The organism is Priestia sp. YIM B13491 (genome assembly GCF_042787605.1).
In the GTDB taxonomy this organism is placed as follows: domain Bacteria; phylum Bacillota; class Bacilli; order Bacillales; family Bacillaceae_H; genus Priestia; species Priestia megaterium_E.
Genome location: NZ_JBHZOR010000004.1, coordinates 435,340 through 449,242, shown reverse-complemented (window position 1 = coordinate 449,242; position 13,903 = coordinate 435,340). Strand labels below are relative to the sequence as shown.

Genomic DNA, 13,903 nt, shown 5'->3' with positions numbered 1-13,903 from the left:
AAATGTCATATAATTTCATTAGCTTATTTTGTGTATTTTAATACACCACTTAGAGGATGATGGTTGCAGCCATTGTCCTCTTTATTTTTGTTCTACTTTGAATTTCGTTTAATTATTTTCTCCTTTTGTTCCTCAATAAGATTTATCGCATTAAATTTCTCATGTTCATTTCTCACCGTTTCATCAAGAACATGTGAATAAACACTAGCTGTAGTGACGAGGTTGCTATGCCCTAACAACTGCTGAAGCACACGTATGTTACCTGATTGCCTTAGAAACATCTCCGATCCCGTATGTCTCCATAAATGGGGATGAATCCTTTTATTGATACCTACATTCTTTAAAATTTTCTCTAAATGTGCCCTAAATGTTGAAGGACGTAATCTTTTTCCATCATTAGTAAGAAAAATGTACTCACTATTAAACAGGTCATCATTATCTACAATAAGTTCTTGTAGCAGCCTTGCTGTCTTTTTAGAAATAGGTACTATCCTAAATTTTTTAGATTTTGTATTTTGAAAAGTTACTGATCTTTTATCAAAATCAATATCTTGTTTCTTCAAATGCAAGGTCTCATCTACCCTTCCTAATGTGTCTAGAAGTGTATGTAGCAACACATAAGACCTAAACTGAGCATAATAACTCTTATTAAAAGCGTTAAAAACTTGTTTTATTTCATTTACAGTTAGCGTTTCAACCTTATGTTTTTGGAACTTTATATTTCGAATTTCATTAAAGACATTTTCTTTTAGCACTTCTTCACGTTTCAAAATATTAAAAGCAGCACGTGTCTTTTGAAGATAGTTATTTACACTAGATGGCTTTACTCCTTTCTTTGAAACTTGCTTGAATCTACTACTTGTATCAGATTTTTCGTGAAGCAACCAATTAATAAAATCCCTAGCGTCATTTAAAGTGATATCATTTACTCTTGTATCTTTTTCAAAGAACCCAATTAAGTCATTAAAAACGAGATTGTATTGATTTAAAGTGGATTGAGCCATACCTTCTAAAGTTTTAATCTTAATAATTTTCTCTTTAGCTTCTTCAAGATTTATTTGAGCTACTTTTGCTCCCTTTCTTATTCGCTTTGCACACAAAAAAGGCAACCCCCTTTAAATATGGAAGTTGCCTTAACAGTTCAGGTAGTTTTTTTATTATGGACAAATTTTAGTCTCAATGACTATTTACCCACCCTTCAAAACCCTTGCTATATCAACATTTAATAAGTGTTTTTTGAAAAACAATCAGCTGACCTACTTGTTTTTTATCATTCAAAAAATCACCTTACTTAATGTCAATAAATGTTTTTATCCTACTTTTCTACTATACTCCAAACAAAATGACTTTAAAAGAGATAATGGGCTATTTTTTGAAACTCTTGTCAATCTTTTCTCCCTATCAACACAGAAAAACAGCACATCCATGTGCTGCTTCTCCCAAGTTCCTATAATTTATGACACTATATATCCTTAAATAGAATCAAATACTTGACGCAGTTGAGCTGCGCTTTTATTGATCGCCTGCTGAGCGAGTGGGACGAATTCATGAAACCCTAAAAACCCGTGAATCATTGTTTCATAATTTTCATAGGTGACGGGGACACCGTGATTTTTTAATGCGTCCGCGTAGTCTTTTCCGCTATCTCTTAGAGGATCATATTGTGCTGTAATAATGGTAGCGCTCGGTAGACTCGATAAATCTTCTAGTAATACTGGAGCGTTATAGGGGTGCTGTTCTTCTTCTTTATTATTTAAGTACTGAAGGCGAAACCAATCCATGAGATCTTTTGAAAGAAGATATCCTTCGGCGTTTTCTTTCATAGAGGCAGGGTGTTGATTTTTAAATCCTACAGACGGATAAATAAGCAGCTGATGAACAATGGATGGACCTTGTCTTTGTTTTGCTAAAATGCTTACAACCGCAGCAAGGTTACCACCGGCACTGTCGCCACCGACGGCAATTTTATTTGAATCGATATTTAATTGAGACGCATGAGCTGAAATCCAATCCAAGGCGTCATAGGCATCGTTTACTGCAGCGGGAAATTTACTCTCAGGAGCAAGACGGTAATCAACAGACACTACAATACAGTTCGTTTCATTTGCATACGACCTGCATATGGAGTCATGAGTATCCAGGCTGCCTAATACCCAGCCTCCTCCGTGATAATAAACAAGAGCGGGAAATGGCCCTGTTCCTTCAGGTTCATACACTCGTAGAGTGAGCGTACGTTCATTTAATTCAATTTCTTCATTATATACTTTTTTAACTGCTTCTTTAGAAGGAGTTAAGGACATCTTTTCCATTTCCCTCAGCTGTGGGGGTGTAACGTCCTCTAAAGAAGGACGGGGCATTTCATTATATTGATTTAGAAATATTTGAATATGCGGATCTAACGGCATTCTTCTTCTCTCTCCTTTCAAGGTAACTCTATATGTAATGATGAATGAAATTTCAGAAAAAATCCAATATATTGTCTTCTCGGCAGGCTTTTGTTTGTTTTGATTAAAAATGGGTATAACAATTAAATAAAGAGGATGATATTCGTATATATTTTATTCTCACCTATATAAATATAAATATAAATACGTACAAAGGAGGCACACCGATGATTATTGTTTATATAAGCTTAGCTGTTGTTTTGGCATCACTTGCGTATCTTATTTACGCAGGCGTATCATTTAATAAAAAAATCAAGCCAACTGTGAACTCTGTAAATGCCACTTCTCAGCATCTTCAAAACGAAACTGATCATATCAAAGAAAAAACAAATCATTTAAAAGTAACACAAGCAGCGATTAAAACCGATGTACAGTACAAAAAAGATTCGGTCAAATATACAGCCAACTCATTTAAACAGCTTGTGAATAGCTTTAAACGTTAAAAAAGGAAACCTCTATAAAGGTTTCCTTTTTTATTACATCTTTTATTACATCGCCTGAGACGTATCTTTAGGAGGCGCAGCCGTTTTGTTTCGGTGATAAATAGCGTTAATCTCTCCTCCAATAACGAGAATTAACCCCGTTAAAAATAGCCAAAGCATCAGAACAATCACGCCTCCTAAGCTTCCATAAGTAGCAGAATAATTGCCAAAGTTGCTTACGTAAAATGAGAACCCTAAAGATGTCAGCTGCCATAACAGCGTAGCAGCGAGCGCTCCGGGCCATACATGGGCAAAAGGAAACGTTTTGTTTGGCGCTAATCTGTATAATACGGATAAAACAAGTACCATAATGCCGACACCGATAATCCAGCGCAGAATATTTAAAACCACTGTAGTACCTGAAGGAAGAGAAAACCATTCGCTTATCCAATTTAACAAAACCCCTCCGAACACTGGTAAAAGAAGCGATACAACAATTGTTACAATTAATCCAATTGTTAAAAGAATGGACAGGCCTCTTACTTTAATAAACGAGCGCTGTTCTTTCACGTCGTAGGCTTGGTTCATTGCACGGATAAAGGCGTTCATACCGTTTGAAGCAGACCAAATGGTTCCTAAAATCCCTACAGTCAGTAACCCGCCGTTTGGTTGGCTTATAAATTGAGCTACGTTATCTTTAAAGATTGCAGCCGTTTCTCCAGGCATAACGCTTTGAAGGACATCGATTGCCTCTTCCGGTTTAATAGATAGATACGGAACAATCGATATCAGTAAAATAAGCATAGGGAATAATGATAGCATATAATAATAGGCTTGCTCAGCCGCTAGTCCCGTTGCTTGGTCTTCTTGAATTTCTTTACCAAGACTTTTTCCAAATGATAATAGCTTTTTCATGATAAACCTCTACTTTCTCTTTTTTTGTTCTTTTCCCATTTTATGCACTTTTCAACCTTGAAAGTGGAGAATTTCAAGCAAAATCTCAAATCAAACGATCAAGAGAAAGTAGAATGATGTTTCCTACAAAAAAAGTTCCAGCTCAAAAGAGCCAGAACTTTTCATCAGAGTGTTTATGTAGAGCAGACTAGCGAATGTGTCCTTGGGCACCACTTAATTGCTGTTGCGCCATTGCAACAAGATGCTTCGTCATTTCTCCACCAACAGAACCATTTGCACGAGCCGTTTGCTCAGCGCCAAGCTGAACGTTAAGTCTTCCCGCAATTTCCGTTTTTAACTGATCAAGAAGCTGTTCAGCACCTTGAACTAAAATAGGATTACGATTTGCCATGTTTATCACTCCTTTCCTTCAACAGCTTATATAGGTTAATGTTCCTTTCACTTGAAATTTTATACAACATCCCTCAAAAAAAGATCCCTGGCTATTGCCGAGATCTTTTTTTCTTTTTAAGCTTTTTTACACTCGTTCAAGAGGCATTGTGCAGCAGCGGAAAGAACCGCCCGACTTAATAATTTCAGATATATCAACTTCAATTACTTTATAGCCCCGTTTCCTTAACTCTTCATTCACTTCTGTATTCATTGGCAGGCTGATCACCCGCTGATTACCGATGGATAATACATTGGTTCCCATCGTAAACTGCTCTTCTTTTGTTACTTCAATTAAGTCATATTTCATGCGAAGTAAATTTAATTCTTTCTCATGTAAAGCTGGTGAAAATACGAGCGCTTCTGTAGGTGATAAAATATTTAACACACAATCAAGATGAAGATAAGACCGATCAATAGGAATCGGAACAACCTCATACGCTGGAAGCAGCTCTTGGATATGCTCCACGCCTTCTTTACTTGTACGGTCGCTGAGCGCAATAAAGATAGCTTGTCCATCAATCAGCACATCTCCACCTTCAATGGGGTGGTCCGGTACCTGATGGAAAGAAATACCTTGCTGCTGCAGCCACTCTGCTAGCACTTGTTCTTCTCCACTTCGAATCTCGCTTCCCATTTTCGTGACAATAACGGTATCTCCCAGCGTATAGCCAATATCCCGCGTAAATACTTGTTCTGGAAATGGCTCTTGTGCAGATAGCCCGATGACTTCAACCCCTTCTTTTTGAAGGCATTCGACAAATTGACGGTGCTGCTTTGAAGCCAAGCTTTCATCAATGTTTTCGTCCGCATAATGCTTTTGTGTTTCATTAATAATTTCTTCAATTTTCATATATGTAGGTGGGCAAACGACCACACGTTTTAATGTATCATACTCATTTTTACACCCGTAACTATTCGTCATTTTAGCTGGCTGTTTCATTTGCATCTTTTTAAATCCCCCTTCGTGCATTTATGTACAGTGTTCCCTAAATCTCCTGAAACATAAACACGATTTTGCTGAGGAAACACCTCTGCCCATCTATCTAAAAAGCTTTTTCAGGCAATAAAAACAAAAAAACACAATACTTCTTCTAATTACAATAACTGTTAGTATAAAATAGTCTAGTAACTGTACAAAAAATAGGAGGTTAATATGAATAAAGTAGCGAACGCATTATATGCGGGCAGAAAATTTTTATTAATACTGTGGATCATCCTAATTGTCGGATTTGGCTTTTATGCGGCTAAGCTTCCTTCTGTGCTGGGAGGAAACGGATTTGAAATGAAAGGAATGTATAAAGATACCGAGCAGCTTTTAGTTGATAAATTTGATGTTAGCGAAGCTCAGATCATCGTTTTGTTTGAAAAAAAAGACGGAGTTTCTGACTCGAAATTCCAGCAAACAATCGCTCAGTATATGCAAAAAGCAAAGGACAAATCAGACGCGTCGAAAGTTGACATACCAACGGCTTCTAACAAGATGATAAAAGGAAGCACAGCGTATGGAATTATCCACTTTAATCACGATGATGGAACGATGGATAAACGAGTGGAAAAGATCAGAACTCTTTCAGCTGATGAAAAGGAAGTTAGTGTAAAATTAACCGGTGGTCCTATTATTGAAAAAGATATGAATACAGCAAGCCAAGCAGATTTAGCAAAAGCAGAAGCCATCGGTATACCTGTTGCTTTAGTTGTGCTCCTTCTAGCTTTTGGCGGCGTGGTAGCCGCTGCAATTCCTCTTATGATAGGAATTGTAACCGTCGTTACCACCATGGGCGTTGTCTATTTCTTTCATCCGTACACAGAGCTGTCCATCTTTATTTTAAATGTGATTCCAATGATTGGATTAGCTCTTAGTATTGACTTTGCCCTTTTATTTATTAATCGCTTTAAAGAAGAAATCCAAACAAAATCGGTAGAACAAGCAATCAAAATCACCATTCAAACAGCGGGACGCTCGGTCATCTTCTCAGGATTATGCGTATTTATTGGATTAGCGGGAATGCTGTTTATCCAAGTGGATATTTTTCAAAACGTCGCTCTTGGAGGAATGGCTGTTGTTTTTATTGCTGTGTTTTCAGCTCTTACGCTGCTTCCTTCCATACTGGCTATATTAGGTACACGCATTAATCGTTTACGCATCTTAAAAGTCAGTGAACAAGGCGGTCAGTCTAGGTGGCGTTCATTCGCTACATTTGTCATGAAAAAGCCTTTAACTATGACGATTGTTTCTCTTATCATTCTGTTAGTAGCACTTATTCCCGTTCGAGACATGCATCTAGAAATACCGTCTTCAGAAGCGCTGCCAACAAAATACGAGTCTCGTCAAGCTTTTGACACGTATAACGATACGTTTATAAATAAAAACACGGCAGACGTTTATTTTGTGCTAGAAGCTAAGCAAGATATGCTGAATAAAAAGCCTTTAACAAATGCCTTTACTTTTATAAAACAATTAAAAGAAGATTCGTTAGTTAAGCAAGTCGATTCTATTTCTACCGCTTTAAACGTAAAATCGAGTGATCAGCTTCAAGCTATGCTGGAAAACCCGCAGATAAGTGCGCAGGCAAAGCCAGCTGTAGATTCGTTCATTAACGGACATTATATGCTTATAAAAGCTACGCTAGATACAGACCAAAATTCAGATGAAGCAAAAGATTTTGTTCGAAAATGGAAAGACAAACGTTCACTTTTCACCGTTCATATTGGCGGCTATCCAAAATTTGAACAAGAAATATTCGATGAAATTTATGAAAAAGCTCCATATGGTTTGGCTCTTGTTTTATTTTCAACGTATGTCATTTTAATGATTGCTTTTCGTTCTGTTCTCATTCCTTTAAAGGCTATCATTATGAATATTTTAAGCTTAACAGCTACGTTTGGTTTACTTGTATGGCTGTTTCAAAATGGACATTTAGGTCTTACTCAATCTAATATTGCTTTAGTGCTTCCAGTCTTTGTTTTCGGCCTTGTATTTGGGCTCAGCATGGACTACGAAGTCTTTTTGATTTCGCGCATTCATGAAGTGTATCATCAAACCCGCGATAATAATGTAGCAACGGTAGAAGGCTTAGCTTCCACTAGTAAAATTATTACGAGCGCTGCTTTAATTATGATCGTGATTACAGGAGCCTTTGCTTTTACAGACGTAACGCCTGTTAAACAAATGGGTGTAGGAATTGCTTTAGCTATATTTATCGATGCAACGATTGTCAGAATGCTTCTTGTCCCTTCTCTTATGAAATTGCTTGGAGATGCCAACTGGTGGTTTTTCACTAAAAAACGCGATAAGTCCAGTTCCAACGAACAGTTAAAATCATAATAAAAAAACCGCTCAAGTGAGCGGTTTTTTTATTGAAGGCTTCTTTAACGACTTAATTTAGCAAAAGCGATAATGCCTTCTTCATCGTCTAATTCCAGTTCTAGTCCTGCTGCGTATGGGTCTACGTTCATTTCCGTATCCAGCCAAAAGCGCAGCGCTTCAATAATGTTCAAAGTAATATGAACCTGCTTACGATCATGTACGTATGACTCTGCTGAAAAACCGTAGTCATCATCATACATTAGCTCAATCTCTACTTCTTGAGGCTGAACTTGTTTTTTTTCTGCGATATACAAACACATCGCATTGATAATATCTTGTTCAGAAATTTTTATTGTCTCCAAGATTTCACTTCCTCGTTTTTACGCTTGTTGCTACGTACGCTTTGGAATAACTTTACTACAAGAAGAATTAAAGCTACAATCACAAGCATATTTACCATAAAACCTAAAATTGGGCCTAATGGTCCTAAGCTAGATAGCAAGCTTCCGAATAATAAGCCCGCAATTCCTCCCATTAAAAGACCTTTCATTAAGCCGCCGCGCTTTGAGCTAGCCGCTGTACTTTTAGATGATGAGTTTTTAGACGTATTGTTTTGCTTAACAGAGTTGCTGTTATTGTTTTTAAATAAGCTTGATTGGTTATTGCTTCCGCTGTCAAAAGAGCGCTTTCCTGACTTATACCCTTTTGCGCTTGCTACGTTTGAACCGTCATGAATAAGTGATCCACCGACTGGTGAAAACACAACCGCTAATGCGATAAATGCGGCCAATAATTTTTTTACCATTGTTTTCCCTCCACTAAATGACTAACGTCACATATGTTTTTTCATATATGATTTCCATATATGTTCCTACGTTTCATCATACCAAAAGGTTTCACTTTTTTATATAAAAATGCATCAAGCTACATCAAATGTTCACAGGATTAAACATTTGCACGTATTTCTTGTGTATATAAGACTATTCAAGTATAAACCAGAGACCTTCATAAAACTAACAAAGGTCCTTCATCTTCATCAAGTGCAGCTTATTTTACACTTTCCCAAAAACATTATCTAAAGTAACTTTTGTAGAGTTCCTTGGTTTTTCCACTCCTTTAATAATGTCTTATAGGCTATGTGCTACCTTCACCTTTATTACTAATTAAAGGATATACGCGCTTATATGACGAATACCATACGAGAAACAGCGCCGCCTCAAAGATATAGTACAATGCATTTAAAATTGGCTCTGAAAGCTTCTAATGCTGTGCATTTGCAGTTAATTGATGGTCAATACTTCACGTTATCTGCGTGCTCTTTCATAAATAAGAGCTTTCTCTTATATGAATATAGATAGAATATAATCAAAAAGGAGAGATACGATGTTGAATGAACAGCTCCCATTATCAACAGCAAATTTATCAGATGCAATGGAAGGTGCAAACCACTTAGACTTTTCTATTAAGCCATTGCAGCGTCATTACAAACTATTTGGGCCAGCTCTTACTGTAGATACGCCTGCCGGCAATAATTACTCAGTGCTTGAAGCGATTCGACTAGCGGAGCCTGGAAGCGTGCTCGTCATTGATGGAAAAAGCTACTGCAACCGTGCCTTAGCAGGAGATTTCGTAGTAGCCATGGCGAAGCTTGTTGGAATAAGCGGTATTGTACTCGATGGTGTTATACGAGATCAGGAAGACATTGAAAAGCTCAATTTCCCCGTATTTTGTAAGGGCTCTACGATCGCAGCAAGCAGCAAAAAAGAAAAAGGAAAGGTAAACGAGATCATTTCCTGCGGAGGCGTGAAGATCCGTCCTGGGGATTTTATTGCAGGTGACGACGGTGGAGTCATTGTCATTCCCAAGGAGGAAGTCGAAGAAGTATTAGCAAAAGCACGAGAAAAGTGGCAAAAAGATAAAGACAGAGAAAATGAAGTATTAGTTAGCAAAGAAACAGTATATACGTATTTAGATAACGCCCTAAAATAAAAGACCTCCGCTTGGAGGTCTTTTATTTGTCATATTGTAAAAATTCTAATCGATTTCCGAACGGGTCATGGACAAAAAAACGTTCTCTCCCTGCAATAGGCTCTTCTTCAGAAAGAACACACCCCGAATTTGCCAGCTTACGTCTAAGCGTCTTGATATCTTCCACGACAAAAGCTGGATGCGCTTTTTTAGCAGGTATGTAGTCATCTTGAATACTGATATGCACTTCTTGAGTCCCACATTGAAACCATATGCCGCCCCTGTGCCTTAAATTTTCCGGTTTAAGAACAGTTTTCATTCCTAAAAGATTTTCATAAAAATTTCTTGCTTCTTGCTCGCATCCTTCTGGACCAAGAAGCTGAACATGATCAATTCCTAGAAACATCCACAAACCCCTTTCAAAAAACGTCTTCCTAAAAGTTATTAATCAATGACTCTAGGATTATGAATAACCTGCAGTTCTTTTACAGCTTGCTTCATTTCGCTTTTGCAAATTGGACAAGTTGGCTGATCTCCGCTTTTAAAGTTATCTCGAACCCAGCAATTACACGTATCTGATGTACATTCCCAAACTTTTGTTTCTTCAATAACAGCCGGCTCTAAATTTTTACGATTATACATACACATCGTCTCCTTTAAACAGTACTTTTTAAGTGGATAATAAATGAAGATTAACTTAGCGTGTAAATGTGGTAAATGGCGCAAGATAAGTGATACTATACATCCGTAAATCAATCTTTGAGGAATACATACGGCGTCTTGAAAGACTAAAATAAAAATGAAGTTATAACAAAGCAGATAGCAGTTGCTTTTCTTAAAACAACGGGATAGTCTGAAAAGAACAAAAATGAAGATCACAAAAATTATATATTTTACTATTATAACAGAGTTTATAATTTTTTACAAATCAGCTTCCATTTACTTGTCTTTTCAAAAAAAAAGCGAGCACATGATTAGGCTCGCTTTTCATTTCTTATCGAGTTTGTCCGTTTCCACTCATAATATATTTAATTGTCGTAAGCGCAGGAAGTCCCATTGGACCGCGTGCATGAAGCTTTTGAGTTGAAATCCCAATTTCAGCCCCAAATCCTAAAGCTCCTCCGTCAGTAAAACGCGTAGATGCATTATGATACAGTGCCGCTGCATCCACTAAAGACATGAAGCGTGAAACGGCTTGTTCATCTTCTGAAATAATGGCTTCAGAGTGTTTTGTTCCATATGTTTCGATATGGTCAATCGCTTCATCCACACTTTCTACTACTTTCATCGCGATCGCTAAGCGCAAATACTCTTCAGCCCAATCTTTTTCAGCCGCTGGTTTTGCTCCAGGAATTTCACCTACTGTCGCTTTGTCACCATATACTTCAATATTGTGATCATTGAATGCTTGAATCAATTCATCTTTATGAGAATCGAGCCAGTTTTTGTGTACAAGAACCGTTTCTGCTGCGTTACACACCGCTGGTCGATCTGTTTTTGCATTTATCAAAATCGGAATGGCCTTCTTAACGTCAGCTTGTTCATCGATATAAATATGGCAGTTTCCGACTCCCGTTTCTAACACAGGAACCGTTGCGTTATTGACGACCGCTTGAATCAACGAAGCCCCTCCGCGCGGAATTAGCACGTCAATATGCTCTTTCATTGTAAATAATTCTTGCGTAGCCGCACGATCTGTGCTTGAAATAAACTGTACCGCTTCTTTAGGAATTGGCGTTTCATCAAGAGCTTTATGAATAATGTCCACAATAGCTTGGTTAGATGAAATAGCTGAAGAGCCGCCTTTTAACACAATGGCATTTCCAGATTTCAACGCTAGCCCTGTTGCATCTACCGTTACGTTTGGACGTGCTTCATAAATCATTCCGATAACGCCAAGAGGCACGCGTACTTGCTTTACATCTAGACCGTTATCCAATGTCCAGTTAGATAAAACATCTCCTGTTGGATCATCTAACTCAGCAACTTCACGAAGGCCGTTTGCAAATTCTTTTACACGTTTCGCTGAAAGAGCAAGGCGATCCATCAACGCTTCGTCAAACCCTTTTTCTTTCCCGTTTTTTAAGTCTACTTCATTTGCTTTTAAAATATACTCCGTGTTGTTTTCAAGTGTAGAGGCAATCGTTAACAACGCATCGTTTTTTTGTTCTGTTGTTAGTAAACTTAATTGTTTAGCTGCTTTTTTTGCTGAAATAGCTTGTTCTTCTACTGAATACTTTTCATTTGTTTGTAACACCAAATCACTCCTGGATTCGTTTTAGTTTTGTTTGATTTTAAAGTGTGAGGCATAAGAGGTAAATGCAATCATGCAAAGAAAAGGAAGGGCTCCTTTTCTTTACAGCATGTTTGCTTACAAACCGACCGGTACTGGAATTTCCAAGTGACACACTAGACCTTCGCTGTCTACAATCGGTTGATCAATTGGCTCATTCAGTGCAAGTTCATCAGATGAATAATTTGTCACGCCAAGAGCCAGCTCATTTTCGTCTTTATCTAGAATACGTACAACTGCTCGTTCACTAAAGTGGCCTTTAATATATTTAACGTGCTCGCGAAGTAAAGGCTCTTTATCTTCAATAATTGCACGTTTCGCGGCATCTTCGACTACTATTTCCCCTTCAGGACCAGAGTTAAACGCAATCCACTGCTTTTTCTGATTAAGGTTCGCAGAATCATCTTCAGATTCAAAATACGTTCCTGTTGCATCTCCGTCAACTGCTTGTGTTAAGATGTTTGGCACGCCGGCTCTTCCTAAAAATGCTGGAATTCCTGATGCCATAGCGATTTTGAACGCGTCAATTTTCGAGCGCATACCGCCTGTTCCAACTGAACTTCCTGAATCTCCTGCAGATTCTTCGATTTCTTGCGTGATTTCCCCTACGTGAGGAACTAATTTTGCATTTGGATCCTGGCGAGGGTCCGCGCTGTATAAGCCATCGATATCCGATAAAATAATAAGCAGGTCGGAATCCACTAGTCCAGCAACTTTAGCTGAAAGTGTATCATTATCGCCAAATTTTAATCGATTGATGGTTACCGTGTCGTTTTCATTGACAATTGGCACAATGCCGCGTTCTAACAGCACGTTAATTGTATTTCGGGCATTGTTGTAACGATTTTCGTCTGAAAAATCGTCTCTTGTAATTAAGATTTGAGAAGCAACGTACCCATGCGATAGAAACAGTTCTGAATAAGCCTCCATTAACAGTCCTTGACCGATTGAGGCAGCTGCTTGTTTTTCAGGCAAAGAGCTAGGTCGCTCTAAGCAGCCAAGCTTGCGGTATCCTGCAGCTACAGCTCCTGATGAAACCAACAGCACTTCATGACCGCTGTCTTTTAAGTCTACGACTTGATCCACAAGGCGCTCGAGCTTCCGTCTGCTGATTTCACCGTGTGAACTTGTTAATGAACTACTTCCAATTTTAATTACAACCCGCTTCTTATTGTCGGGACTCATCAAATCACTCCTAGTGTGTTCTGTATGTTTTCTTGTTTATGATTATTTTTTTGTGGTGAGGAATTCACGAAGAAGATAAGTGACGCATTAATTAGTACTTGCCACTTTTTGTAGTTGAGCACTCATTTCTTTTGAACGCTTTGATGCTCCTTTGACTGCTTGCATCATTGCTTCTCCGCCGCCGTGTTTAGCTAAGGCGTCTAAACCAGCTGCTGTTGTACCGTTTGGAGACGTCACATTTTCACGAAGCTCCGTCGGCGTTTCATCTCTTTCCATCATCATTCTTGCTGCACCGTAAATGGTTTGGGCGCCAATTTCACGTGCTAGCTCAGGATCGAGACCTTCTTCTTTAGCTGCTTTTTCGATATGCTCCATAAGGAAATAAAAATAAGCGGGTCCACTTCCGGCAATTCCTGTAAAAATGTCCATTTGTGGCTCATCAATCACGTATACTTTTCCGATTGCAGAAAGCAGCTCTTTTGCTGTTAGCACAGCATCCATTGCAGCATATTGACCTGGAGATATAGCCGTTGCTGATTGCTGAATCATGCTTGATGTATTCGGCATCACTCGAATGACCTGCTGTTCATCATGCAATAACTCTTCCATGTAAGAAGACGAAATCCCTGCAAGAACAGATAGGACAAGCTGGTCTTTGTTGATTTGAGGCTTTAATTCGTTTAATGCCTCTTCAGCGCCTTTTGGCTTCATCGCTAGAATAAAAACGTCAATGTCATCTGTTTTCAGCTCGCTGCGCTTTACTGCTGTGATACCATATCTATTTTCAAGTTCGTGCAGTCGCGCATCATTGCTTCGATTTGTTACGATAATATTTTCAGCAGGTAATTTCTTTGCATTGACCATACCGGAAATCATTGCTTCTGCCATTGATCCAGCACCTAAAAAAGCAACTTTTTGTTTTTGATCCATCAAATCT

The 13,903-nt window shown here is 38.3% G+C and carries 15 protein-coding genes; 3 read left to right on the top strand and 12 right to left on the bottom strand.

Annotated features, from left to right (window positions below):
- Nucleotides 1–92 precede the first annotated feature (92 nt).
- Together ACFX4E_RS17230 and ACFX4E_RS17225 are read right to left on the bottom strand one after the other, a co-directional pair.
- Nucleotides 93–1,100: a tyrosine-type recombinase/integrase gene (locus ACFX4E_RS17230; RefSeq protein WP_377258607.1), complete on the bottom strand. Its 1,008-nt coding sequence runs from the start codon at nucleotides 1,098–1,100 to the stop codon at nucleotides 93–95.
- 372 nt (nucleotides 1,101–1,472) lie between these two features.
- A complete protein-coding gene (locus ACFX4E_RS17225) occupies nucleotides 1,473–2,405 on the bottom strand; it encodes an alpha/beta hydrolase (RefSeq protein WP_028408570.1) in 933 nt (310 codons plus the stop codon).
- A 206-nt stretch (nucleotides 2,406–2,611) separates the two neighbouring features.
- Here ACFX4E_RS17225 and ACFX4E_RS17220 point away from each other — a divergent pair, with 206 nt between their 5' ends.
- Nucleotides 2,612–2,887, top strand: coding sequence for a hypothetical protein (locus ACFX4E_RS17220; RefSeq protein WP_025752355.1), 276 nt, complete (start codon nucleotides 2,612–2,614; stop codon nucleotides 2,885–2,887).
- Between the two features lie 45 nt (nucleotides 2,888–2,932).
- Here the strand turns inward: ACFX4E_RS17220 and ACFX4E_RS17215 are convergent, their stop codons facing one another.
- The 3 genes from ACFX4E_RS17215 to ACFX4E_RS17205 all read right to left on the bottom strand — a co-directional run bounded on the left by ACFX4E_RS17215 (nucleotide 2,933) and on the right by ACFX4E_RS17205 (nucleotide 5,159).
- Entirely contained in the window at nucleotides 2,933–3,781 is an 849-nt protein-coding gene (locus ACFX4E_RS17215; protein ID WP_016764059.1) for a YihY/virulence factor BrkB family protein, read from the bottom strand.
- Between the two features lie 187 nt (nucleotides 3,782–3,968).
- Nucleotides 3,969–4,172, bottom strand: a complete 204-nt coding sequence (locus ACFX4E_RS17210; RefSeq protein ID WP_013056997.1) for an alpha/beta-type small acid-soluble spore protein — start codon at nucleotides 4,170–4,172, stop codon at nucleotides 3,969–3,971.
- Between the two features lie 126 nt (nucleotides 4,173–4,298).
- Complete coding sequence (locus ACFX4E_RS17205; RefSeq protein ID WP_377237956.1) at nucleotides 4,299–5,159, bottom strand: dimethylarginine dimethylaminohydrolase family protein; 861 nt, start codon at nucleotides 5,157–5,159, stop codon at nucleotides 4,299–4,301.
- A 207-nt stretch (nucleotides 5,160–5,366) separates the two neighbouring features.
- Between ACFX4E_RS17205 and ACFX4E_RS17200 the strand changes: the two genes are divergently transcribed.
- Nucleotides 5,367–7,538: an MMPL family transporter gene (locus ACFX4E_RS17200; RefSeq protein ID WP_377237957.1), complete on the top strand. Its 2,172-nt coding sequence runs from the start codon at nucleotides 5,367–5,369 to the stop codon at nucleotides 7,536–7,538.
- Nucleotides 7,539–7,582: 44 nt separating this feature from the next.
- Here the strand turns inward: ACFX4E_RS17200 and ACFX4E_RS17195 are convergent, their stop codons facing one another.
- Nucleotides 7,583–7,882 carry a YxcD family protein gene (locus tag ACFX4E_RS17195; protein ID WP_013056994.1) on the bottom strand — a complete coding sequence of 100 codons (300 nt, stop codon included), beginning with the start codon at nucleotides 7,880–7,882 and terminating at the stop codon, nucleotides 7,583–7,585.
- Nucleotides 7,870–8,325 carry a hypothetical protein gene (locus tag ACFX4E_RS17190; protein WP_013056993.1) on the bottom strand — a complete coding sequence of 152 codons (456 nt, stop codon included), beginning with the start codon at nucleotides 8,323–8,325 and terminating at the stop codon, nucleotides 7,870–7,872. Before ACFX4E_RS17190 ends, ACFX4E_RS17195 begins: the two co-directional genes overlap by 13 nt.
- 578 nt (nucleotides 8,326–8,903) lie before the next feature.
- Here ACFX4E_RS17190 and ACFX4E_RS17185 point away from each other — a divergent pair.
- Nucleotides 8,904–9,509: an RraA family protein gene (locus ACFX4E_RS17185; protein ID WP_098333203.1), complete on the top strand. Its 606-nt coding sequence runs from the start codon at nucleotides 8,904–8,906 to the stop codon at nucleotides 9,507–9,509.
- 22 nt (nucleotides 9,510–9,531) lie between these two features.
- Here the strand turns inward: ACFX4E_RS17185 and ACFX4E_RS17180 are convergent, their stop codons facing one another.
- The 5 genes from ACFX4E_RS17180 to proC form a co-directional block, all read right to left on the bottom strand.
- Nucleotides 9,532–9,894: a VOC family protein gene (locus ACFX4E_RS17180; protein ID WP_028408575.1), complete on the bottom strand. Its 363-nt coding sequence runs from the start codon at nucleotides 9,892–9,894 to the stop codon at nucleotides 9,532–9,534.
- 38 nt (nucleotides 9,895–9,932) lie between these two features.
- A complete protein-coding gene (locus ACFX4E_RS17175) occupies nucleotides 9,933–10,130 on the bottom strand; it encodes a cold-shock protein (protein ID WP_013056990.1) in 198 nt (65 codons plus the stop codon).
- 352 nt (nucleotides 10,131–10,482) lie between these two features.
- Nucleotides 10,483–11,745, bottom strand: a complete 1,263-nt coding sequence (locus tag ACFX4E_RS17170; RefSeq protein WP_377237958.1) for a glutamate-5-semialdehyde dehydrogenase — start codon at nucleotides 11,743–11,745, stop codon at nucleotides 10,483–10,485.
- A 114-nt stretch (nucleotides 11,746–11,859) separates the two neighbouring features.
- A complete protein-coding gene (gene proB / locus ACFX4E_RS17165) occupies nucleotides 11,860–12,966 on the bottom strand; it encodes a glutamate 5-kinase (RefSeq protein WP_013056988.1) in 1,107 nt (368 codons plus the stop codon).
- A gap of 87 nt (nucleotides 12,967–13,053) precedes the next feature.
- On the bottom strand, nucleotides 13,054–13,896 hold the full coding sequence (gene proC / locus ACFX4E_RS17160) for a pyrroline-5-carboxylate reductase (RefSeq protein WP_013056987.1): 843 nt from the start codon (nucleotides 13,894–13,896) through the stop codon (nucleotides 13,054–13,056).
- Nucleotides 13,897–13,903 lie beyond the last annotated feature (7 nt).

What these genes read in the sequence shown, in the direction of transcription:
- ACFX4E_RS17175 (WP_013056990.1), bottom strand. Translation starts at nt 10,130, where the DNA reads ATGTATAATCGTAAAAATTTAGAGCCGGCTGTTATTGAAGAAACAAAA.
- ACFX4E_RS17185 (WP_098333203.1), top strand. Translation starts at nt 8,904, where the DNA reads ATGTTGAATGAACAGCTCCCATTATCAACAGCAAATTTATCAGATGCA.
- ACFX4E_RS17200 (WP_377237957.1), top strand. Translation starts at nt 5,367, where the DNA reads ATGAATAAAGTAGCGAACGCATTATATGCGGGCAGAAAATTTTTATTA.
- ACFX4E_RS17205 (WP_377237956.1), bottom strand. Translation starts at nt 5,159, where the DNA reads ATGCAAATGAAACAGCCAGCTAAAATGACGAATAGTTACGGGTGTAAA.
- proC (WP_013056987.1), bottom strand. Translation starts at nt 13,896, where the DNA reads ATGGATCAAAAACAAAAAGTTGCTTTTTTAGGTGCTGGATCAATGGCA.
- ACFX4E_RS17215 (WP_016764059.1), bottom strand. Translation starts at nt 3,781, where the DNA reads ATGAAAAAGCTATTATCATTTGGAAAAAGTCTTGGTAAAGAAATTCAA.
- ACFX4E_RS17220 (WP_025752355.1), top strand. Translation starts at nt 2,612, where the DNA reads ATGATTATTGTTTATATAAGCTTAGCTGTTGTTTTGGCATCACTTGCG.
- proB (WP_013056988.1), bottom strand. Translation starts at nt 12,966, where the DNA reads ATGAGTCCCGACAATAAGAAGCGGGTTGTAATTAAAATTGGAAGTAGT.
- ACFX4E_RS17180 (WP_028408575.1), bottom strand. Translation starts at nt 9,894, where the DNA reads ATGTTTCTAGGAATTGATCATGTTCAGCTTCTTGGTCCAGAAGGATGC.
- ACFX4E_RS17210 (WP_013056997.1), bottom strand. Translation starts at nt 4,172, where the DNA reads ATGGCAAATCGTAATCCTATTTTAGTTCAAGGTGCTGAACAGCTTCTT.
- ACFX4E_RS17225 (WP_028408570.1), bottom strand. Translation starts at nt 2,405, where the DNA reads ATGCCGTTAGATCCGCATATTCAAATATTTCTAAATCAATATAATGAA.
- ACFX4E_RS17190 (WP_013056993.1), bottom strand. Translation starts at nt 8,325, where the DNA reads ATGGTAAAAAAATTATTGGCCGCATTTATCGCATTAGCGGTTGTGTTT.